Source organism: Citrobacter sp. Cpo148 (assembly GCF_030332375.1).
GTDB classification, from domain to species: domain Bacteria; phylum Pseudomonadota; class Gammaproteobacteria; order Enterobacterales; family Enterobacteriaceae; genus Citrobacter; species Citrobacter portucalensis.
The window spans coordinates 205,857-226,830 of sequence record NZ_JAOWHY010000049.1 but is presented as its reverse complement, the minus strand read 5'-3'; the positions used below and the strand labels follow the sequence as shown (position 1 = coordinate 226,830).

Genomic DNA, 20,974 nt, shown 5'->3' with positions numbered 1-20,974 from the left:
TTTTATTTTTAAATGTGTTGCAATGACTAAACATGAAGGAAAAGCATGATGAAGGCGAAATAGGCAAAAATATTTTGTGAAGCAGGCCGTTAGCATCAGATTATGTGATGAAATAAAGTGCCCGTTGGGTTACTCTGCAAGCGGTGAAATGGGCATTTCTGTACAGATAGTGCGTTGATCGGGTTATGTAGACTTATAATGAGAGATAAGACCTGTCTACAACATGACAAACAAAAAACAATGCGTAACGGAACTTTACGAAACTTGAGCACTCTAAGCATTTGCTTGCTCATAGTGAAGCTGATGGAGTGGCGTTTCGAAAGCGCGTGGAAATTTGGTTTGGGGAGACTTTACCTCGGATGAGCGAGCAGTTAACGGACCAGGTCCTGGTAGAACGGGTCCAGAAGGGAGATCAGAAAGCCTTTAACCTACTGGTAGTGCGCTATCAGCATAAGGTGGCGAGTCTGGTTTCTCGCTATGTACCGTCGGGTGATGTACCCGATGTAGTACAAGAAGCATTTATCAAAGCCTATCGTGCGCTGGACTCGTTCCGGGGAGATAGTGCTTTTTATACCTGGCTGTATCGTATTGCAGTCAATACAGCGAAGAATTACCTGGTCGCTCAGGGGCGTCGTCCACCTTCCAGTGATATTGATGCGATTGAAGCAGAAAATTACGAAAGTGGCGGTGCGCTGAAAGAAATTTCGAACCCTGAGAACTTAATGTTGTCAGAAGAACTGAGACAGATAGTTTTCCGAACTATTGAGTCCCTCCCGGAAGATTTACGCATGGCAATAACCTTGCGGGAGCTGGATGGCCTGAGCTATGAAGAGATAGCCGCTATCATGGATTGTCCGGTAGGTACGGTGCGTTCACGTATCTTCCGAGCGAGGGAAGCTATTGATAATAAAGTTCAACCGCTTATCAGGCGTTGACGATAGCGGGATACTGGAAAAGGTATTAGGCATGCAGAAAGAGAAACTTTCCGCTTTAATGGATGGCGAAACGCTGGATACTGAGTTACTCAAAGAGCTAACTCACGACCCGGAAATGCAAAAAACCTGGGAGAGTTATCACCTGATTCGCGATTCCATGCGAGGTGATACCGCCGACGTTCTCCATTTCGATATTTCCGCCCGCGTAATGGCCGCCATCCAGGATGAGCCAGTACGCCAGACGGCGCCATTGATTCCTGAGGCCCAGCCAGCACCGCACCAGTGGCAGAAAATGCCATTCTGGAAGAAAATGCGTCCGTGGGCCGCGCAGCTTACCCAAATGGGTGTGGCCGCGTGCGTATCACTTGCAGTTATCGTTGGCGTCCAGCACTATAATGGGCAATCTGAAACGTCCCAGCAGCCCGAAACACCGGTATTTAATACATTACCGATGATGGGTAAAGCCAGTCCGGTTAGCTTGGGTGTACCTTCTGACGCGACGGCCAGCGGCGGTCAACAACAGCAGGTACAGGAGCAGCGTCGTCGTATTAATGCCATGTTGCAGGATTACGAATTGCAACGTCGACTGCACTCTGAACAGCTTCAGTTTGAGCAGGCCCAAACACAGCAAGCCGCTGTGCAGGTGCCAGGAATTCAAACTTTAGGAACGCAATCGCAGTAATGAAGCAACTTTGGTTTGCCATGTCACTTGTGGCTGGTAGCCTGTTCTTCTCTGTAAACGCCTCGGCCAATCCTGCGTCCGGGGCTTTGTTGCAGCAGATGAATCTGGCCAGCCAGTCGCTAACCTATGAGCTGTCATTTGTCAGCATCAATAAGCAGGGTGTTGAATCCCTACGTTATCGTCATGCCCGCCAGGATAACCGTCCACTCGCGCAACTATTACAAATGGATGGACCGCGCCGGGAAGTGGTGCAACGCGGCAACGAAATTAGCTATTTTGAGCCTGGTCTCGAACCGTTCACGCTGAACGGCGATTATATCGTTGACTCTCTGCCATCCCTGATTTACACCGATTTCAAACGCCTTGCTCCCTACTATGATTTTATCTCAGTAGGCCGCACCCGTATTGCCGATCGGCTCTGTGAAGTGATCCGCGTTGTGGCGCGTGACGGCACCCGTTACAGCTATATCGTTTGGATGGACACGGAGACCAAACTGCCAATGCGTGTCGATCTCCTCGATCGTGATGGCGAAACGCTGGAACAGTTCCGTGTGATCTCCTTTACCGTGAATAACGGTGTTAGCGACAGCATGCAGACGTTAGCAAAAGCGAATTTACCACCGTTGCTGTCGGTTCCTGCAGGCGAGAAAACCAACTTCAACTGGAGTCCGTCGTGGTTGCCACAAGGTTTCAGTGAGGTCTCAAGCAGTCGACGTCCGCTGCCGACGATGGATAACATGCCGATTGAATCACGCCTTTATTCTGATGGCCTGTTTAGTTTCTCCGTGAACGTAAACCGTGCGACGCAGAACAGCGCCGATCAACTGCTGCGTACTGGCCGCAGAACGGTTAGCACCAGCGTGCGTGATAACGCGGAAATTACGATTGTGGGCGAGCTTCCGCCACAAACGGCGAAGCGTATCGCGGACAATATCAAGTTCAGGGCAGCACAATGATTAAAGAGTGGGCGACGGTCGTCTCCTGGCAAAATGGTCTGGCGACGGTCAGCTGTGATGTTAAAGCATCATGTAGCAGCTGTGCTTCCCGGGCCGGATGCGGGAGCCGCGTACTGAACAAACTGGGACCACAGACCACACACACTATCGTGGTGCCCTGCGACGAACCCTTGACCCCTGGTCAAAAAGTTGAACTGGGCATTGCCGAAGGTAGCCTGCTGGGTTCGGCGATGCTGGTCTACATGTCTCCGTTGGCGGGACTGTTTCTTTTCGCGGCGCTGTTCCAGGTGCTGTTTGGTTCCGATCTTGCGGCATTAAGCGGCGCAGTGCTGGGGGGCGTGGGCGGATTCCTGATTGCTCGTGGATACTCTCGTAAGCTTGCTGAGCGCGAAGCCTGGCAGCCGGTCATTCTAAACGTTGCTCTCCCACCCGATCTTATTCGCGTCGAAACCCAGCAGTGATATCTTTGCCTGATGGCGTTGCGCTTATCTGGTCTACAGCGTGCTCAGATGCAGGCGTAGGCCGGATAAGGCGTTTATGCCGCCATCCGGCAAAAGTTTCACCGACTTTGCAAGGTTGTTTCCAGTTCCCGCTATCCTTGCTCTATGAACGTTTCCTCGCCTCAGCGTTGTAGTGTAGAATGCGGCGTTTCACTTAAACAGACGTTAAGCTCAGATCAGCGACTTCTCAGAGCCTGCTCCGGCGGGCGTAAGGCACAATAATTACACTATATGAAGAACATACGTAACTTTTCAATCATAGCTCACATCGACCACGGTAAATCGACGCTGTCTGACCGTATTATCCAGATCTGCGGTGGCCTGTCTGACCGTGAAATGGAAGCGCAGGTTCTCGACTCGATGGATCTTGAGCGTGAGCGCGGTATTACTATCAAAGCGCAGAGCGTGACGCTCGATTTCAAAGCATCTGATGGTGAAACCTATCAGCTTAACTTTATCGACACCCCGGGCCACGTTGACTTCTCGTATGAAGTTTCCCGCTCGCTTGCTGCCTGTGAAGGCGCATTGCTGGTTGTTGATGCCGGACAGGGCGTAGAAGCGCAGACCCTGGCTAACTGCTATACCGCCATGGAAATGGATCTGGAAGTAGTACCGGTACTGAATAAAATTGACCTGCCAGCCGCCGATCCTGAACGCGTAGCGGAAGAGATCGAAGATATCGTCGGTATCGATGCGACAGATGCCGTTCGCTGCTCGGCGAAAACCGGCGTTGGCGTCACTGACGTTCTTGAACGTCTGGTACGCGACATTCCGCCGCCGGAAGGCGATCCGGAAGGCCCATTGCAGGCGCTGATCATCGACTCCTGGTTCGATAACTACCTTGGCGTGGTGTCACTGGTGCGTATTAAAAACGGCACCATGCGTAAAGGCGACAAAATTAAAGTAATGAGCACCGGTCAGGTCTATAACGCTGACCGTCTGGGCATCTTCACGCCAAAACAGGTTGACCGTACCGAGCTGAAATGCGGCGAGGTAGGTTGGTTGGTTTGTGCGATTAAAGACATCCTCGGCGCACCGGTTGGCGATACCCTGACGCAGGCGCGTAACCCGGCAGACAAACCGCTGCCAGGCTTTAAAAAAGTGAAGCCGCAGGTTTACGCCGGTCTGTTCCCGGTGAGCTCTGACGACTATGAAAACTTCCGTGACGCGCTTGGCAAACTGAGCCTGAACGACGCCTCCCTGTTCTACGAACCGGAAAGCTCTACCGCGCTGGGCTTCGGCTTCCGTTGTGGCTTCCTTGGTCTGCTGCACATGGAGATCATTCAGGAACGTCTGGAGCGTGAATACGATCTGGATCTGATCACCACCGCGCCGACCGTAGTCTACGAAGTCGAAACCACGGCGAAAGAGACTATCTACGTCGATAGCCCGTCCAAGCTGCCGCCGCTGAACAACATCTACGAACTGCGTGAGCCGATCGCTGAGTGTCACATGCTGCTGCCGCAGGCTTACCTTGGCAACGTCATCACCCTGTGTATCGAGAAGCGCGGCGTCCAGACCAACATGGTTTACCACGGTAACCAGGTGGCGCTGACGTATGAGATTCCAATGGCGGAAGTCGTACTCGATTTCTTCGACCGTCTGAAGTCGACCTCTCGCGGCTACGCGTCGCTGGACTATAACTTCAAACGCTTCCAGGCGTCTGACATGGTGCGTGTTGATGTCCTTATCAACAACGAACGTGTCGATGCGCTGGCGCTGATTACCCACCGCGACAACTCCCAGAGCCGTGGCCGTGAACTGGTTGAGAAGATGAAAGATCTGATCCCTCGCCAGCAGTTTGATATCGCGATCCAGGCGGCCATTGGTACGCACATCATCGCGCGTTCAACGGTTAAGCAGCTGCGTAAAAACGTTCTGGCGAAATGCTACGGTGGCGATATCAGCCGTAAGAAAAAGCTGCTGCAAAAACAGAAAGAGGGTAAAAAGCGCATGAAGCAGATCGGTAACGTCGAACTGCCGCAGGAAGCGTTCCTCGCCATTCTGCATGTCGGTAAAGACAGCAAATAATCTTAAGGAGTTGGCATGGCGAACATGTTTGCCCTGATTCTGGTGATTGCCACACTGGTGACGGGCATTTTATGGTGCGTAGATAAATTCATCTTCGCGCCAAAGCGCCGGGAGCGTCAGGCAGCAGCGCAAGCTGCTGCAGGTGATTCACTGGATAAAGCTACGCTGAAAAAAGTGGCACCTAAGCCAGGCTGGCTGGAAACCGGGGCGTCCGTTTTCCCGGTACTGGCGATTGTGCTGGTGGTGCGTTCATTTATCTATGAACCATTCCAGATCCCATCAGGTTCGATGATGCCGACGCTGCTTATCGGTGACTTTATCCTGGTGGAGAAATTCGCCTACGGGATTAAAGATCCGATTTACCAGAAAACGTTGATCGAAACCGGTCATCCGAAACGCGGTGATATCGTGGTGTTTAAATACCCGGAAGATCCGCGTCTGGACTACATTAAACGTGCTGTCGGTTTACCGGGAGACAAAGTAACGTACGATCCAGTGGCGAAAGAGGTGACTATTCAGCCAGGATGCCGTTCCGGTCAGGCGTGTGAAAACGCGCTGCCGGTAACGTACTCTGATGTTCAGCCAAGTGATTTTGTACAGACCTTTGCTCGTCGTAACGGCGGTGAAGCGACCAGCGGCTTCTTTGAAGTTCCGCTGAACGAAACGAAAGAGAACGGTATTCGCCTCTCTGAGCGTAAAGAAACGCTGGGTGAGGTTACGCACCGCATTCTGACCGTGCCGATTGCGCAGGATCAGGTGGGGATGTATTACCGTCAACCTGGTCAGCCGTTGGCAACCTGGATCGTTCCGCCGGGACACTACTTCATGATGGGTGATAACCGTGATAACAGCGCGGACAGCCGTTACTGGGGATTTGTACCTGAAGCGAATCTGGTTGGTAAAGCAACCGCTATCTGGATGAGTTTTGATAAGCAAGAAGGTGAATGGCCGACCGGTGTGCGTTTAAGCCGTATTGGTGGCATTCACTAATCACCGATAATCGTTCACGTTGTCGTCATTACGGCGGCAGCGTGAATTATTTCTCGGATAAATTCCCGCAGACTAACGACATCCCTTGTCGTTGTGTATAGAATATTCCCCCGAAGTTTTAGGTTGGCACCGACAGGTTGCCACGGCACACGAAACAGCGTTGGTTTGTATACAAAAGCATGCAGGCGAAGCCGGATGGCTCAGCGAAGTGCGTATATCAGGTCTGTTTCGTGTGCTGAATTGTTGACGCATTCATTTATTGGTATCGCATGAACCCCATCGTAATTAATCGGCTTCAACGGAAGCTGGGCTACACTTTTAATCATCAGGAGCTGTTGCAGCAGGCATTAACTCACCGGAGCGCCAGCAGCAAACATAACGAGCGTTTAGAATTTTTAGGCGACTCTATTTTGAGCTTTGTTATCGCTAATGCGCTGTATCACCGTTTCCCGCGTGTGGATGAAGGTGATATGAGCCGCATGCGCGCGACGCTGGTTCGCGGCAATACGCTGGCTGAATTAGCCCGTGAGTTTGATCTCGGTGAATGTTTACGTTTGGGGCCAGGTGAGCTGAAAAGCGGCGGCTTCCGTCGTGAATCAATCCTGGCGGATACCGTTGAAGCTTTGATCGGCGGCGTCTTCCTCGACAGCGATATTCAAACCGTTGAGCAATTGATCCTGAACTGGTATCAAACTCGTCTGGATGAAATTAGCCCAGGCGACAAACAAAAAGATCCGAAAACGCGCCTGCAGGAATATTTGCAGGGCCGCCACCTGCCTCTGCCGTCTTATTTGGTTGTACAGGTCCGTGGTGAAGCACACGATCAAGAATTTACTATCCACTGCCAGGTCAGCGGCCTGAGTGAACCGGTGGTTGGCACAGGTTCGAGCCGTCGTAAGGCTGAGCAGGCTGCCGCCGAACAGGCGTTGAAAAAACTGGAGCTGGAATGAGCGAAGAGAAAACCTACTGCGGATTTATTGCTATCGTCGGTCGCCCGAACGTCGGCAAATCCACCCTGTTGAATAATCTGCTTGGGCAGAAGATTTCTATTACCTCACGTAAGGCTCAGACAACACGTCACCGTATTGTTGGCATCCATACCGAAGGCGCGTATCAGGCGATTTATGTTGATACCCCGGGTCTGCATATGGAAGAAAAACGGGCTATTAACCGCTTGATGAACAAAGCGGCGAGCAGCTCGATCGGTGATGTTGAACTGGTTATTTTCGTTGTCGAAGGCACCCGCTGGACGCCGGACGACGAAATGGTGCTCAACAAGCTGCGTGATGGCAAAGCCCCGGTTATTCTGGCCGTCAACAAAGTCGACAACGTTCAGGAAAAAGCCGATCTGCTGCCGCACCTGCAGTTCCTGGCAAGCCAGATGAACTTCCTTGATATCGTACCGATTTCTGCCGAAACCGGCTTGAATGTCGATACCGTTGCGGGCATCGTGCGTAAGCATTTGCCGGAAGCTATTCATCACTTCCCGGAAGATTACATCACCGACCGTTCTCAGCGCTTTATGGCCTCTGAAATCATCCGTGAAAAGCTGATGCGTTTTCTGGGTGCTGAACTGCCGTACTCCGTTACCGTGGAGATTGAGCGTTTTATCTCTAACGAGCGCGGTGGCTACGACATCAACGGTCTGATCCTCGTTGAACGTGAAGGGCAGAAGAAGATGGTTATTGGCAACAAAGGGGCCAAGATTAAAACCATCGGCATCGAAGCGCGTAAAGACATGCAGGAGATGTTCGAAGCGCCCGTTCACCTCGAACTGTGGGTGAAAGTGAAATCCGGCTGGGCCGATGACGAACGCGCGCTGCGTAGCCTCGGTTACGGCGACGACCAGTAGTTTTAATACTCTATGGCTTTCGAGGTGCAGGACAAAACACATAGTGTTTTGAACAGCGCTTGCGCTGGCTCCGAAGGAGCGAGGCCAGAGGCAGAGTCACGCGGCAAGTCCGTGAATCCCCGGGAGCTTACTCTCGTAAGTGACTGGGGTGAACGGGCGCAGCCAACGCACCTGCAACTTGAAAGACGACGAGTATTATGATGGAAGGATGGCAACGCGCTTTTGTCCTGCACAGTCGCCCCTGGAGCGAAACCAGTCTCGTGCTGGACGTCTTCACGGAAGAGTCGGGTCGCGTGCGCCTTGTGGCTAAAGGCGCACGTTCCAAACGCTCCAATCTTAAAGGCGCACTCCAGCCTTTTACCCCGTTGTTGCTTCGCTTTGGTGGACGTGGCGAGGTCAAAACCTTGCGCAGCGCCGAAGCCGTTTCTCTGGCACTCCCCCTTAGCGGAATCACGCTGTATAGCGGCTTGTATATTAACGAGCTTATCTCGCGCGTACTCGAATACGAAACCCGCTTTTCTGCACTCTTTTTCGATTACCTGAACTGTATTCAGGCGCTGGCTGGCGCGACGGGTTCGCCAGAACCTGCATTGCGTCGCTTTGAGCTGGCCTTACTTGGTCATCTGGGGTATGGCGTCGATTTTACCCACTGTGCGGGCAGCGGCGAGCCGGTAGACGACACCATGACCTATCGCTACCGGGAAGAAAAAGGGTTTATCGCAAGCGTAGTGATTGATAACGCCACCTTTACCGGACGCCATCTGAAAGCACTCGAATCGCGGGAATTTCCGGATGCTGATACGCTTCGCGCCGCGAAACGCTTTACCCGCATGGCGTTAAAGCCGTATCTTGGTGGTAAGCCCTTAAAGAGCCGCGAATTATTCCGGCAGTTTATGCCGAAGCGAAAATAAAAAACGAGGATTGTCATGGCCGAATTACTGTTAGGCGTCAACATTGACCACATTGCCACTTTACGTAATGCACGCGGTACCGCATATCCGGACCCGGTTCAGGCAGCGTTTATCGTTGAACAGGCGGGCGCGGACGGTATTACCGTACACCTGCGTGAAGACCGTCGTCATATCACCGACCGTGACGTACGTATTTTGCGCCAGACGCTGGATACGCGCATGAATCTGGAAATGGCAGTCACCGAAGAGATGCTGTCGATTGCCGTTGAGACTAAGCCGCATTTTTGCTGCCTGGTGCCGGAAAAACGTCAGGAAGTTACCACTGAAGGTGGGCTGGACGTCGCCGGTCAGCGTGACAAGATGCGCGATGCCTGCAAACGGCTGGCGGACGCAGGCATTCTGGTTTCGCTGTTTATCGATGCCGATGAAGAACAGATTAAGGCCGCTGCCGAAGTTGGCGCACCGTTTATTGAGATTCACACCGGCTGTTACGCCGATGCGAAAACCGACGCAGAACAGGCCAGCGAACTGGCGCGTATCGCCAAAGCGGCAACCTATGCTGCAAGTCTTGGCCTGAAGGTGAATGCGGGTCACGGTCTGACGTATCACAACGTTAAAGCTATCGCGCGGATCCCGGAAATGCACGAGCTGAACATTGGCCATGCCATTATTGGACGTGCGGTGATGAGCGGCCTGAAAGAGGCCGTAGTAGAAATGAAGCGCCTGATGCTGGAAGCGCGTGGCTAATGGCGATTCTGGGATTAGGTACGGATATCGTGGAGATTGCCCGCATCGAAGCGGTGATCTCCCGTTCCGGCGACCGCCTGGCAAGACGTGTGCTCAGCGACAACGAATGGGCAATCTGGGAAACGCATCAGCAGCCGGTGCGTTTTCTGGCGAAGCGTTTTGCAGTCAAAGAGGCGGCAGCAAAAGCCTTTGGCACGGGTATTCGCAATGGGCTGGCGTTTAATCAGTTTGAAGTCTTTAACGATGAACTCGGTAAGCCGCGTCTGCGATTATGGGGAGAGGCGTTAAAACTGGCGGAAAAACTCGGCGTTGCGTACATGCATGTGACGCTGGCCGATGAGCGTCACTACGCCTGCGCCACGGTGATTATCGAAAGTTAGATTCAGGACGATGCCGGATGGCGACGCGTAGCGTCTTATCCGGCCTATGGGTTATGCGTTTGTTGCAGGGGCAGGGTAGGGGCTTCATCGCCAGATGGCGACGTGGCTAAAGTTTATCGGCGTGGTGCATCAGCACAAACTTATCCCACAGCTGCTCTTCTGTTTCGACATGCGCCGGATCTTTCAAAATAGTATTGGGGATCGGGCACACCTTCTGGCAGGTTGGCGTGTCGTAATGGCCTACGCATTCCGTACACTTGTCGCTGTTAATCTCGTAAATGCTATCACCCATCGAAATCGCCTCATTCGGGCATTCGGGCTCGCACATATCGCAATTGATACACTTTTTAGTGATTAACAGGGCCATCAGGAAACTCTCAAAACATCACAAATCGGGCGGGCATTATACGCGCATTCTTTGCTCAGACCAGTTTTTTTACCAGTGCCTCACTGTGGCGAATACGTTCCGGGGCATGCTCCAGATCCTGCTGTACCAGCGCCATAAACAGTAAATCGGTGAGCATCATTTGCGCATGGGTGGAGGAAATCGCTGCGCTGCGCGTGGCCTGCTCCTCGGCAATGGTGTACAGACAATGACTTGCCCGTTGCTGCAGGGCGTTCGGTGTAAATCCGGTGATGGCGAGGATTTTCGCGCCGGTGCGCAACGTTTCATCCGCAGCCAGGTTGAGCTCGCGACGCTCTCCGGTATACGAAATGGCCAGCAGTAGATCGTTGGGCGAAAGCGCCTGCACCGTCGCCAGTAGGGCGTGCATATCGCGTTCCACCACCGCGTTAAAACCAATCTTCAGCAGCTTCCAGGCAAAATTCTGCGCTACCAGACCCGATGCGCCAATCCCGGTCACGATAATGCGACGGGCTGAACGCAGCATCGTGACGCTCTCCATCAGTTTCTCTTCGCTGTTGACGTCCAGCGTCGCATGCATCGCCGCCACGTTCTCCTTAATCAGTTTCTCGCCTACCATTCGCATCGGGTCGTCACCGCGAATCTGATTATGTACCGGAATGGAATGGGGATTGGGATTGCTGGCCAATGCTTCGCTAATCGCCAGTTTGAGTGCCGGGAATCCTTTAAAGCCCATCTTTTGCGCGAATTTCACCACGCTGGACTGGCTGACGCCCGCTTCAAAGGCCAGCTGTTGTGAACTGAGATGACGCGCAGTATCCGGCTGAGCAAGAAGATAATCCGCAAGTTTTTTATCGCTTTGCGCGAGATCCGGATAACGCTGACGAATGCGAATTAAACAGTTCATGCTTTCTCCTGGCGAAAATGTGATGGCGATTACAAAACAAAATATCACTCGCCTTAGTGAATATAATATTCCATTATGACAGATTATTATGAATTAAAAATTCCTAAGGAACAAAAAATGAATCTCGGTGCGTTAGTTTCAGAAAGCCGCAATCCTCAGACCATGGATCTGGATGCGCTCTCCACTCTGGAGTTGGTTCATCGTTTTAATCAACAGGATACGCTGGTAGCTGAAGCAGTAAAAGCAACTCTTCCCGAAGTTGCGCGTGCGGTCGATGCGGCAGCTGACGCGCTAAAAGCCGGTGGACGCATTATTTACATGGGAGCAGGTACCAGCGGGCGTCTTGGGGTGCTGGACGCATCTGAATGCCCGCCGACCTTCGGCGTCCCGCACGGTCTGGTGGTTGGGCTGATTGCCGGGGGACCGGGCGCTTTGCTGAAGGCAGTAGAAGGCGCAGAAGACAACCCGCAGCTAGGCGAAGACGATCTGCGCGGGCTCAATCTTACCGCACAGGATCTGGTGGTGGGGCTGGCAGCTTCTGGTCGCACGCCGTATGTAATTGGCGGGTTGAAATATGCGCGTTCGGTGGGCTGTACAACGGCGGCTATTTCTTGCAATCCGGATTCCCCTATCGCGCATGAAGCGGATATTGCTATTTCTCCTGTAGTGGGGCCTGAGGCGCTGACCGGGTCAACACGACTGAAATCCGGCACCGCGCAAAAGCTGGTGCTCAATATGATCTCCACCGGCGCGATGGTGAAATTTGGCAAGGTGTACCAGAACCTGATGGTGGATATGCAGGCAACCAACGTCAAACTGGTCGATCGGGCGTGCCGTATGGTGGTTGAAGCCACCGGTATTGCGCGGGCTCAAGCTGAAACGCTGCTGAAGCAGACGGATTATGATGTTAAGCCAGCTATTTTAATGGCGCTCACCGGCCTGGATGCCGCTGCCGCCCGCGAAAAGCTTGCCGCTCACCAGGGTTTTTTACGCGCGGCGTTAGAACACTAAGAGGTGTATATGGATAAGACGGCGTTGCTGGCCAGCGACATCCTGCTGGGCGTTGGCGGAGAGAACAATATTCTGCGTCTGGAAAACTGTATGACCCGTGTCAGGGTGGAAGTTCAGGATGACGGGCAGATCGATATTCCCCGCCTCAGGCAACTGCCCGGCGTTAGCGGCTACGTGAAGCAGGGCGCACAGCACCAGATTATTGTCGGCCCCGGTAAAGCTGCCAAAGTGGTGGATGCCATGCGTTCCCTGATTGCCGATGGCGGCGAGCGAGCAGGTGCCAATGATATTGAGCGCACCAAGTCAGAGGCCAAAGCGAAGTACAAAGCGCCGATGAGCGATGCGCTGCGCAAGCTGGCGAACGTCTTTATCCCTCTTATTCCGGCGTTTATCGCCTCCGGTTTGATTACCGGCATTATTAACATCCTTAAGCGCCCGGATATCGTGGGGGATTTTGCGACCCACTATCCAAATATGCTGGGGTTGATGGGCATATTTGGCAGCGCCGTGTTTGCCATTATGAATATTCTGGTCGGGGTGAATACCGCCAAAGTTTTCGGTGGCTCCCTGGCAATGGGCGGGGTGATGGCGGGGATCCTTTCCAGCCCTCAGCTGGCGCAAATTACCCTGTTTGGCGAAGCGTTGCAGCCGGGGCGCGGTGGGGTGATCGCGGTATTGCTGGTGGTTGCGCTGATGTGCTGGATCGAACGTAAATTCCGCACGCTGTTGCCGGAATCACTGGAGCTTATCCTTAACCCGCTGCTAACCACCATCATTACCGGCGTAATCGCGATTGTGGCGCTGCAACCGCTTGGCGGATGGATTTCTGAATCTATCGCTCACGGCGCATCATGGGCTATCGATCGCGGCGGTTTTCTGGTCGGTGCCGTGCTGGCAGGAACCTTTCTGCCGCTGGTGCTCACCGGACTTCATCAGGGATTGGTGCCCATCCACGTTGAGCTGGTTCAGGCACACGGTTATAACGCGCTTTTTCCGATCCTGGCTATGGCGGGCGTTGGGCAAATAGGTGCTGCGATCGCGGTTCTGATGAAAACTCGTAATGCGCGGCTAAAGAAAGTGATCAAAGGGGCGCTACCGGTCGGACTGCTGGGGATTGGCGAGCCGCTGATTTTTGGCGTAACGCTGCCGTTGGGTAAGCCGTTTATCGGTGCCTGTCTTGGCGGCGCGGTAGGTGGGGCGCTGATTAGCTACTGGAAGGTGGCGACGGTCATCACCTTTGGCATCTCCGGGTTACCGCTGGCACTGACGATTGTTGCCGGAAAAGTGATGTTCTATCTGTTAGGCTATCTGGTAGCAGTTATCGCCGGGTTCCTGTTTACCTGGCTATTGGGATTCACTGATCCAGAGGAATAAGGTTTGACCAATCACCAGCGCCGCGTTGTCTTTTTTGATTTGGATGGCACGTTACACCAGCAGGATATGTTCGGTAGTTTTATTCGTTATCTGCTGCGTCGCCAGCCGCTGAATGCGTTGCTTGTGCTGCCTCTGTTACCGGTGATTGCGCTGGCGTTGCTGATAAAGGGACGTGCCGCCCGCTGGCCAATGAGCCTGCTGTTATGGGGATGCACTTTTGGCCGCAGCGAGGCGCGTCTGAAAGCGCATCAGGCCGACTTTGTGCGCTGGTTTCGCAGTAACGTGACGGCGTTTCCGCTCGTGCAGCAGCGGCTGACAACCTACCTGTTAAGCTCTGACGCTGATATCTGGCTTATTACCGGCTCTCCGCAGTCACTGGTCGAGCAGGTTTACTTTGATACTCCATGGCTACCGCGAGTCAATCTGATTGCCAGCAAAATGGCGCGGGGATACGGCGGCTGGGTACTGACTTTGCGCTGTCTGGGCCATGAGAAAGTGACACAACTGGAACGCCACATTGGCGCGCCGCTACAGCTTTACAGTGGCTATAGTGACAGTAATCAGGACAATCCTCTGCTCTCTTTTTGCCAGCATCGCTGGCGCGTCACGCCGCGCGGAGAGCTTCAGCAACTCGAATAGCTAACGCACATGCAATTTGAAGTATGACGTGTATAATGCGCCCGCTTTGATTACTGGAGTTACCCCTTTGTCAGATGTTGAATTTAGCCACGAATACTGGATGCGTCATGCTTTAACGCTGGCTAAGCGCGCCTGGGATGAGCGTGAAGTCCCGGTGGGTGCGGTATTGGTACATCACAACCGAGTGATTGGCGAAGGCTGGAACCGCCCTATTGGACATCATGATCCGACTGCCCACGCTGAGATTATGGCGCTGCGTCAGGGCGGCCTGGTGCTGCAAAACTACCGTCTGTTAGATGCCACGCTGTACGTCACTCTGGAGCCGTGCGTGATGTGCGCTGGCGCGATGGTGCACAGCCGTATCGGTCGGGTCGTTTTTGGCGCGCGCGATGCGAAAACGGGCGCTGCCGGGTCATTAATGGATGTACTGCATCACCCTGGAATGAATCATCGGGTTGAAGTGACAGAGGGGGTGCTGCGGGATGAATGTGCCACGTTACTCAGTGATTTCTTCCGCATGCGCCGGCAGGAAATCAAAGCCCTGAAAAAATCCGCTAATCAGTAACTCTCAGCCTGACGGCAGTGCGCTTATCAGGCGTACAAGACTACTTCTCCTCTTTTTTATGCGGTGAAAACAGCAGGGAAGGGGAGTGCGTCAGGTAGTTTGACGACGTTTGAGACAGAAATGCCGAAAGCGGGAATTTCTCTTTACCTAATAGCTCTGCGGGCGTCACCGTCGGGTAATCCTGCGCCAGTTGCTGCATTTCTAGCGCCTGTTTTTCTTTCTCTTGCAGATATCCCACCAGGCTAATTTGGTACTTACGGATATTTTCCACATAGGCGTAAGCTTCGTGGCCGCGTGCATAGCCATAGGTCAACTTGTTATAATACGGTTTTTGGCTGAGCAGCGGTAATCGCTGTTTTACGTCGGACCAACTGTTCGGATTGCCTTTGGTTTTCACCGTCAGCGCCCGCGCATCCAGCATGTGCGCATAACCCATGTTATAGGCTGCAAGGGCAAACCAGATGCGTTCTCCTTCGGGGACGGTATCCGGTACTTTACTCATCATATCCTGCAAGTATCGCGCGCCGCCGCTGATACTCTGTTCGGCATCGGTACGGTCGGTCAGCCCGAGACTCTGAGCGGTATTTTTAGTCAACATCATCAGCCCGCGTACGCCGGTTGGAGAGGTGGCCTGCGCGTCCCAGTGTGATTCCTGATATGAGATAGCGGCCAGTAGTCTCCAGTCTATCTCTTGCGCATATTTCTCAAACAGCGGCTTGAGGTCCGGCAACACGCTGTCTACGGCGCGTAAAAAGGAGCGGGTATCGACATAGTCAAAATCATCGCCATGCCCGAGATATTTCTCTTCCAGCCGCGCCAGAGAACCGTCTTCATTCATGGTGTTGAAGAAATCCAGTAGGGCGGCAGACAGCGTGTTGTCATCGTCCAGCCGACTAAACCATGTCACCGGTTGTTCGTCAGAGACGTCGAGCGCTACGGCCAGCTCAGGATGCACGCGTTGATATAAGCTGATGGCAACAGAATCGGCAATGGTGTAATCCAGCTTTCCGGCGATTACATCATCAAGCAGTTCGGTGGTGCCCTTTTTGTCATCGACTTTCCAGCTCAGATCGGGAAATTTTTTCTCTTTTAGCTGCTGGAGGTCATTAACCACCACGTGCCCCGGGGCGATAGTCAGTTGGTTTTCGTTCACGGTGGCAAGCGTGCGCGGGCGGTATTGCCCAACCCGGTACACCAGCTGTTGTGAAACCGAATAATAGGTCGGTCCGGGCTGGTAATTTTTAACCCGCTCGCTGTTATAGACCAGACCTGCGGCTAACAGGTCGGCATTGCCGTTATCCAGGTCGTCAAAAAGCTGGCTGATGTTCTGGCGTACGGTAACTTTTAACTTCACGCCTAAGTAGTCGGCAAATTCCTGGGCCAGTTCATAATCCAGACCGAATTTTTTGCCATTGAGGGTCGCGTAAGTTAATGGCGAATCAATGGTACTGACGCGCAGCTCTCCCCGCGACTGAATGGCGGCGATACGATTTTCGGCTTTACCGAACCAGGGGATAGATGGCCAAAGGGCCGCTGCCAACAACAGCGTCAATATGCCGATGAACAGATAATTAATCTTTAATTTTTTCAATTAGTTAATTCTCTGAACCGTACGTTGTCTCTGTCTGCTGTGGTGTTGATTAAGAAGTGAAGTCGTCATTAATGAACGGCATTTTGCTTAAACTTGCGTCAGTTGGCAACTTATTCAGAAATCTGACCGCATTTGATGATAAGTGACGGTCGTGATTTTATTTCGACGCAAACGGTTTCGTCGGCGCGGTAGATTCTTTATAATGACGCCCGTTTCCCCCACTTGGGCACACCGAAAGCTTAGAAGACGAGAGACTTATGATGGAAATTCTGCGTGGTTCACCTGCACTGTCTGCATTCCGTATTAACAAACTGCTGGCACGTTTTCAGGCTGCCAACCTCCAGGTCCACAACATTTACGCCGAGTACGTCCATTTCGCCGATCTGAATGCACCGTTAAATGAAGATGAGCACGCGCAGCTTGCACGCTTGCTGAAATATGGTCCTGCTCTGCAAAGCCACGCCCCGGAAGGCAAACTGCTGCTGGTTACGCCTCGCCCTGGCACCATCTCCCCGTGGTCTTCTAAAGCGACTGATATTGCCCACAACTGCGGTCTGCACCAGATTAGCCGCCTGGAACGTGGCATTGCCTGGTATGTAGAAGCCTCCACGCTGACCGCTGAGCAATGGCAGATGGTGGCCGACGAACTGCACGATCGCATGATGGAAACGGTTTTCTCTTCGCTGAACGATGCCGAAAAACTGTTTGCCCATCACCAACCGGCGCCGGTCTCCAGCGTTGATCTACTGGGTGAGGGGCGTCAGGCGCTGATCGACGCTAACCTGCGTCTGGGTCTGGCGCTGGCGGAAGACGAAATTGACTATCTGCAGGATGCGTTCACCAAACTGGGACGTAACCCGAACGATATTGAACTATACATGTTTGCGCAGGCCAACTCTGAGCACTGCCGCCACAAGATTTTTAACGCCGACTGGATTATCGATGGTAAACAGCAGCCGAAGTCGCTGTTCAAGATGATCAAGAATACCTTCGAAACCACGCCGGACCACGTGCTGTCTGCCTATAAAGACAACGCTGCGGTAATGGAAGGCTCTGAAGTGGGCCGCTATTTTGCCGATCACAAAACCGGCCGCTACGATTTCCATCAGGAACCAGCCCACATCCTGATGAAGGTTGAAACTCACAACCACCCGACGGCTATCTCTCCGTGGCCAGGTGCTGCAACCGGCTCCGGTGGCGAAATCCGCGACGAGGGCGCAACAGGTCGCGGTGCAAAACCGAAAGCCGGGCTGGTGGGTTTCTCCGTTTCCAACCTGCGTATTCCTGGCTTTGAACAGCCGTGGGAAGAAGACTTCGGTAAGCCGGACCGTATTGTTACCGCGCTTGATATCATGACCGAAGGCCCGCTGGGCGGCGCGGCGTTTAACAACGAATTTGGTCGTCCGGCGCTGACCGGCTACTTCCGTACCTATGAAGAAAAGGTCAACAGCCACAACGGCGAAGAGCTGCGCGGTTACCATAAACCGATCATGCTGGCAGGCGGGATCGGTAACATCCGTGCCGATCACGTGCAGAAGGGCGAGATCGTCGTTGGCGCTAAGCTTATCGTCCTTGGCGGTCCGGCGATGAACATCGGTCTTGGCGGCGGGGCTGCTTCCTCTATGGCTTCCGGCCAGTCTGATGCCGATCTTGATTTCGCTTCCGTACAGCGTGACAACCCGGAAATGGAACGTCGTTGCCAGGAAGTTATCGACCGTTGCTGGCAGATGGGTGATGCGAACCCGATTCTGTTTATCCATGACGTTGGCGCGGGTGGACTGTCTAACGCTATGCCGGAGCTGGTAAGCGATGGTGGGCGCGGCGGTAAGTTCCAACTGCGCGATATTCTTAGCGACGAGCCGGGCATGAGCCCGCTGGAAATCTGGTGTAACGAATCCCAGGAACGCTACGTGCTGGCGGTTGCTGCCGATCAATTGCCGCTGTTTGATGAACTGTGTAAGCGTGAGCGCGCGCCGTATGCGGTGATTGGTGAAGCTACCGAAGAACAGCATCTGACCTTGAGCGACAGCCACTTCGACAACCAGCCGATCGACATGCCTCTTGATGTGCTGCTGGGTAAAACACCGAAAATGACCCGCGATGTGCAGACGCTGAAAGCCAAAGGCGATGCCCTGAATCGTGGTGAAATCTCGATTGCAGATGCGGTTAACCGCGTGCTGCATCTGCCGACTGTCGCGGAGAAAACGTTCCTCGTGACCATCGGTGACCGTACCGTTACCGGCATGGTGGCGCGTGACCAGATGGTTGGTCCATGGCAGATCCCGGTCGCCAACTGCGCGGTCACTACCGCAAGCCTCGATAGCTACTACGGCGAAGCGATGTCTATCGGCGAGCGCGCGCCGGTTGCGCTATTGGACTTCTCTGCCTCTGCGCGTCTGGCGGTCGGTGAAGCGCTGACCAACATTGCGGCAACGCAGATTGGCGACATCAAACGTATTAAGCTGTCGGCAAACTGGATGGCGGCTGCGGGTCACCCTGGTGAAGATGCTGGCCTGTACGAAGCAGTAAAAGCCGTTGGGGAAGAGCTATGCCCGGCGCTCGGCCTGACCATTCCAGTGGGCAAAGACTCTATGTCGATGAAAACCCGCTGGCAGGAAGGTAACGAGCAGCGTGAAATGACCTCGCCGCTGTCGCTGGTGATCACCGCCTTTGCCCGCGTAGACGATGTGCGCCACACCATTACCCCACAGCTGTCTACTGAAGACAACGCCCTGCTGCTGATTGACCTCGGTCTTGGTCACAATGCGCTGGGCGCTACGTCGCTGGCGCAGGTTTACCGTCAACTGGGCGATAAGCCTGCCGACGTGCGTAACGTTGAGCAACTGAAAGGCTTCTACGATGCGATTCAGGCGCTGGTCGCTGCGCGTAAGCTGCTGGCCTACCATGACCGTTCTGACGGCGGTCTGCTGGTTACGCTGGCGGAAATGGCCTTCGCCGGTCACTGCGGTATTGACGCTGATATCCACTCTCTGGGTGAAGATCGTCTGGCGGCGCTGTTTAACGAAGAACTGGGTGCGGTGATTCAGGTTCGTGCTGCTGAGCGTGAGGCGGTGGAAGCGATTCTGGCTACTCACGGCCTGGCAGACTGCGTACACTTCCTCGGTAAAGCCGTTGAAGGTGACCGCTTCACCCTGACCGCTAACGGCCAGCCGGTGTTTAGCGAAAGCCGTACTACCCTGCGTATGTGGTGGGCGGAAACCACCTGGCAGATGCAGCGCCTGCGTGACAACCCGGAATGCGCCGATCAGGAACACGATGCTAAAACCAACGATGCGGACCCTGGTCTCAACGTTAAACTGTCGTTTGATATCAACGAAGATGTTGCCGCTCCGTACATCGCCACCGGTGCGCGTCCCAAAGTGGCCGTACTGCGCGAGCAGGGTGTGAACTCCCACGTTGAAATGGCAGCTGCCTTCCACCGTGCGGGTTTTGACGCCATCGATGTGCACATGAGCGACCTGCTGGGCGGACGTATCGGCCTGGGTAACTTCCAGGCACTGGTGGCCTGCGGCGGCTTCTCTTATGGCGATGTGCTTGGCGCTGGTGAAGGTTGGGCGAAGTCGATTCTGTTCAACAACCGCGTCCGTGATGAGTTCGAAACCTTCTTCCATCGCCCGCAAACGCTGGCACTCGGCGTGTGTAACGGTTGTCAGATGATGTCTAACCTGCGTGAGCTGATCCCAGGAAGCGACCTGTGGCCGCGCTTTGTGCGTAACCACTCCGACCGCTTTGAAGCCCGCTTCAGCCTGGTCGAAGTGACGCAAAGCCCGTCTTTGCTGCTTGCCGATATGGTGGGTTCGATGATGCCGATTGCCGTTTCTCACGGTGAAGGTCGTGTCGAAGTGCGTGACGGTGCGCATCTGGCTCAGCTTGAGAGCAAAGGTCTGGTGGCGCTGCGCTACGTTGATAACTTCGGTAAGGTGACCGAGACCTATCCGGCTAACCCGAACGGTTCGCCGAACGGTATTACTGCAGTGACCACTGAAAATGGTCGCGTCACCATTATGATGCCGCACCCGGAACGTGTGTTCCGTACCGTGAGCAACTCCTGGCACCCGGAAAACTGGGGCGAGGATAGCCCGTGGATGCGTATTTTCCGCAACGCGCGTAAACAGCTCGGTTAATTCGCTCAATAGTCATCAAGCCCCTCTTCGCGAGGGGCTTTTTTTTGTCTGCCGGATGAAACCCGCCTGATGACGCTACGCTTATCAGGCCTACAGGGAAAATGCGGTTGTAGGCCGGATAAGGCGTTCACGCCGCCATCCGGCAATAAACTCAGCGCTTGCACCTAAAAGTAAAGTGTCGGGAAATGCCGACATGGACAGGGTTGTGGTGTCGTCAAAAAGAGACGTTTAATTATTTGATTTAATAGGGATTTGTTTTTAAGTACTGCAAGTGTTGCTGATTGGCGACAGAGAGAACAAAAAACAGCCAGAATTGTTATTTGTGAAAATAATAATATTTTTCATACTTATCATTGTGTTAATAAAGTGTTTTGAATATTGGCACAGATGCTGC

20 protein-coding genes are annotated in these 20,974 nt (G+C 53.6%); 17 read left to right on the top strand and 3 right to left on the bottom strand.

What is annotated here, in order from left to right; translation table 11 throughout:
• Nucleotides 1–198 precede the first annotated feature (198 nt).
• From rseD to acpS, 12 genes are all read left to right on the top strand, one after another.
• Nucleotides 199–363: a rpoE leader peptide RseD gene (gene rseD, locus OGY10_RS21285; RefSeq protein WP_122973798.1), complete on the top strand. Its 165-nt coding sequence runs from the start codon at nucleotides 199–201 to the stop codon at nucleotides 361–363.
• On the top strand, nucleotides 360–935 hold the full coding sequence (gene rpoE / locus OGY10_RS21280; protein WP_003037573.1) for an RNA polymerase sigma factor RpoE: 576 nt from the start codon (nucleotides 360–362) through the stop codon (nucleotides 933–935). Before rseD ends, rpoE begins: the two co-directional genes overlap by 4 nt.
• A gap of 31 nt (nucleotides 936–966) precedes the next feature.
• Nucleotides 967–1,617, top strand: coding sequence for an anti-sigma-E factor RseA (rseA, locus tag OGY10_RS21275; RefSeq protein ID WP_008785497.1), 651 nt, complete (start codon nucleotides 967–969; stop codon nucleotides 1,615–1,617).
• On the top strand, nucleotides 1,617–2,573 hold the full coding sequence (gene rseB, locus OGY10_RS21270) for a sigma-E factor regulatory protein RseB (RefSeq protein ID WP_003835334.1): 957 nt from the start codon (nucleotides 1,617–1,619) through the stop codon (nucleotides 2,571–2,573). The genes rseA and rseB overlap by 1 nt, the downstream gene beginning before the upstream one ends.
• Nucleotides 2,570–3,034, top strand: coding sequence for a SoxR-reducing system protein RseC (gene rseC / locus OGY10_RS21265; RefSeq protein ID WP_003037576.1), 465 nt, complete (start codon nucleotides 2,570–2,572; stop codon nucleotides 3,032–3,034). The genes rseB and rseC overlap by 4 nt, the downstream gene beginning before the upstream one ends.
• Before the next feature lie 270 nt (nucleotides 3,035–3,304).
• Nucleotides 3,305–5,104 (top strand): translation elongation factor 4, encoded by a 1,800-nt coding sequence (lepA, locus tag OGY10_RS21260; RefSeq protein ID WP_003037577.1) that lies wholly within the window; start codon nucleotides 3,305–3,307, stop codon nucleotides 5,102–5,104.
• A 15-nt stretch (nucleotides 5,105–5,119) separates the two neighbouring features.
• Nucleotides 5,120–6,094: a signal peptidase I gene (gene lepB / locus OGY10_RS21255; RefSeq protein ID WP_003835329.1), complete on the top strand. Its 975-nt coding sequence runs from the start codon at nucleotides 5,120–5,122 to the stop codon at nucleotides 6,092–6,094.
• Between the two features lie 269 nt (nucleotides 6,095–6,363).
• Entirely contained in the window at nucleotides 6,364–7,044 is a 681-nt protein-coding gene (gene rnc, locus OGY10_RS21250) for a ribonuclease III (protein ID WP_003037579.1), read from the top strand.
• The gene (era, locus tag OGY10_RS21245; protein ID WP_032937937.1) at nucleotides 7,041–7,946 is read left to right on the top strand and encodes a GTPase Era; all 906 of its coding nucleotides are present in this window, start codon (nucleotides 7,041–7,043) and stop codon (nucleotides 7,944–7,946) included. The genes rnc and era overlap by 4 nt, the downstream gene beginning before the upstream one ends.
• Before the next feature lie 200 nt (nucleotides 7,947–8,146).
• Entirely contained in the window at nucleotides 8,147–8,857 is a 711-nt protein-coding gene (recO, locus tag OGY10_RS21240) for a DNA repair protein RecO (protein WP_008785495.1), read from the top strand.
• A gap of 15 nt (nucleotides 8,858–8,872) precedes the next feature.
• The gene (gene pdxJ / locus OGY10_RS21235) at nucleotides 8,873–9,604 is read left to right on the top strand and encodes a pyridoxine 5'-phosphate synthase (RefSeq protein WP_008785494.1); all 732 of its coding nucleotides are present in this window, start codon (nucleotides 8,873–8,875) and stop codon (nucleotides 9,602–9,604) included.
• A complete protein-coding gene (acpS, locus tag OGY10_RS21230) occupies nucleotides 9,604–9,984 on the top strand; it encodes a holo-ACP synthase (protein WP_103285650.1) in 381 nt (126 codons plus the stop codon). The genes pdxJ and acpS overlap by 1 nt, the downstream gene beginning before the upstream one ends.
• A 106-nt stretch (nucleotides 9,985–10,090) precedes the next feature.
• Here acpS and OGY10_RS21225 read toward each other — a convergent pair whose 3' ends face one another.
• Complete coding sequence (locus tag OGY10_RS21225; RefSeq protein ID WP_003037590.1) at nucleotides 10,091–10,351, bottom strand: YfhL family 4Fe-4S dicluster ferredoxin; 261 nt, start codon at nucleotides 10,349–10,351, stop codon at nucleotides 10,091–10,093.
• Nucleotides 10,352–10,406: 55 nt separating this feature from the next.
• The gene (locus OGY10_RS21220; protein WP_032944256.1) at nucleotides 10,407–11,255 is read right to left on the bottom strand and encodes a MurR/RpiR family transcriptional regulator; all 849 of its coding nucleotides are present in this window, start codon (nucleotides 11,253–11,255) and stop codon (nucleotides 10,407–10,409) included.
• Between the two features lie 117 nt (nucleotides 11,256–11,372).
• On the opposite strand from OGY10_RS21220, the gene murQ reads away from it, so the two are divergent.
• Genes murQ through tadA form a run of 4 tightly spaced genes read left to right on the top strand, consistent with a single transcriptional unit; the run spans nucleotide 11,373 to nucleotide 14,844 of the window.
• On the top strand, nucleotides 11,373–12,266 hold the full coding sequence (murQ, locus tag OGY10_RS21215; protein ID WP_286577382.1) for an N-acetylmuramic acid 6-phosphate etherase: 894 nt from the start codon (nucleotides 11,373–11,375) through the stop codon (nucleotides 12,264–12,266).
• 9 nt (nucleotides 12,267–12,275) lie between these two features.
• Complete coding sequence (locus tag OGY10_RS21210) at nucleotides 12,276–13,640, top strand: PTS transporter subunit EIIC (protein ID WP_008785492.1); 1,365 nt, start codon at nucleotides 12,276–12,278, stop codon at nucleotides 13,638–13,640.
• A 3-nt stretch (nucleotides 13,641–13,643) separates the two neighbouring features.
• Nucleotides 13,644–14,279 (top strand): phosphatidylglycerophosphatase C, encoded by a 636-nt coding sequence (gene yfhb, locus OGY10_RS21205; RefSeq protein ID WP_048234700.1) that lies wholly within the window; start codon nucleotides 13,644–13,646, stop codon nucleotides 14,277–14,279.
• Nucleotides 14,280–14,307: 28 nt separating this feature from the next.
• On the top strand, nucleotides 14,308–14,844 hold the full coding sequence (gene tadA, locus OGY10_RS21200; protein WP_071941323.1) for a tRNA adenosine(34) deaminase TadA: 537 nt from the start codon (nucleotides 14,308–14,310) through the stop codon (nucleotides 14,842–14,844).
• A gap of 40 nt (nucleotides 14,845–14,884) precedes the next feature.
• Here the strand turns inward: tadA and mltF are convergent, their stop codons facing one another.
• A complete protein-coding gene (gene mltF / locus OGY10_RS21195; RefSeq protein ID WP_167820766.1) occupies nucleotides 14,885–16,435 on the bottom strand; it encodes a membrane-bound lytic murein transglycosylase MltF in 1,551 nt (516 codons plus the stop codon).
• Nucleotides 16,436–16,692: 257 nt separating this feature from the next.
• On the opposite strand from mltF, the gene purL reads away from it, so the two are divergent.
• Nucleotides 16,693–20,580 (top strand): phosphoribosylformylglycinamidine synthase, encoded by a 3,888-nt coding sequence (gene purL / locus OGY10_RS21190; protein ID WP_286577379.1) that lies wholly within the window; start codon nucleotides 16,693–16,695, stop codon nucleotides 20,578–20,580.
• Nucleotides 20,581–20,974 lie beyond the last annotated feature (394 nt).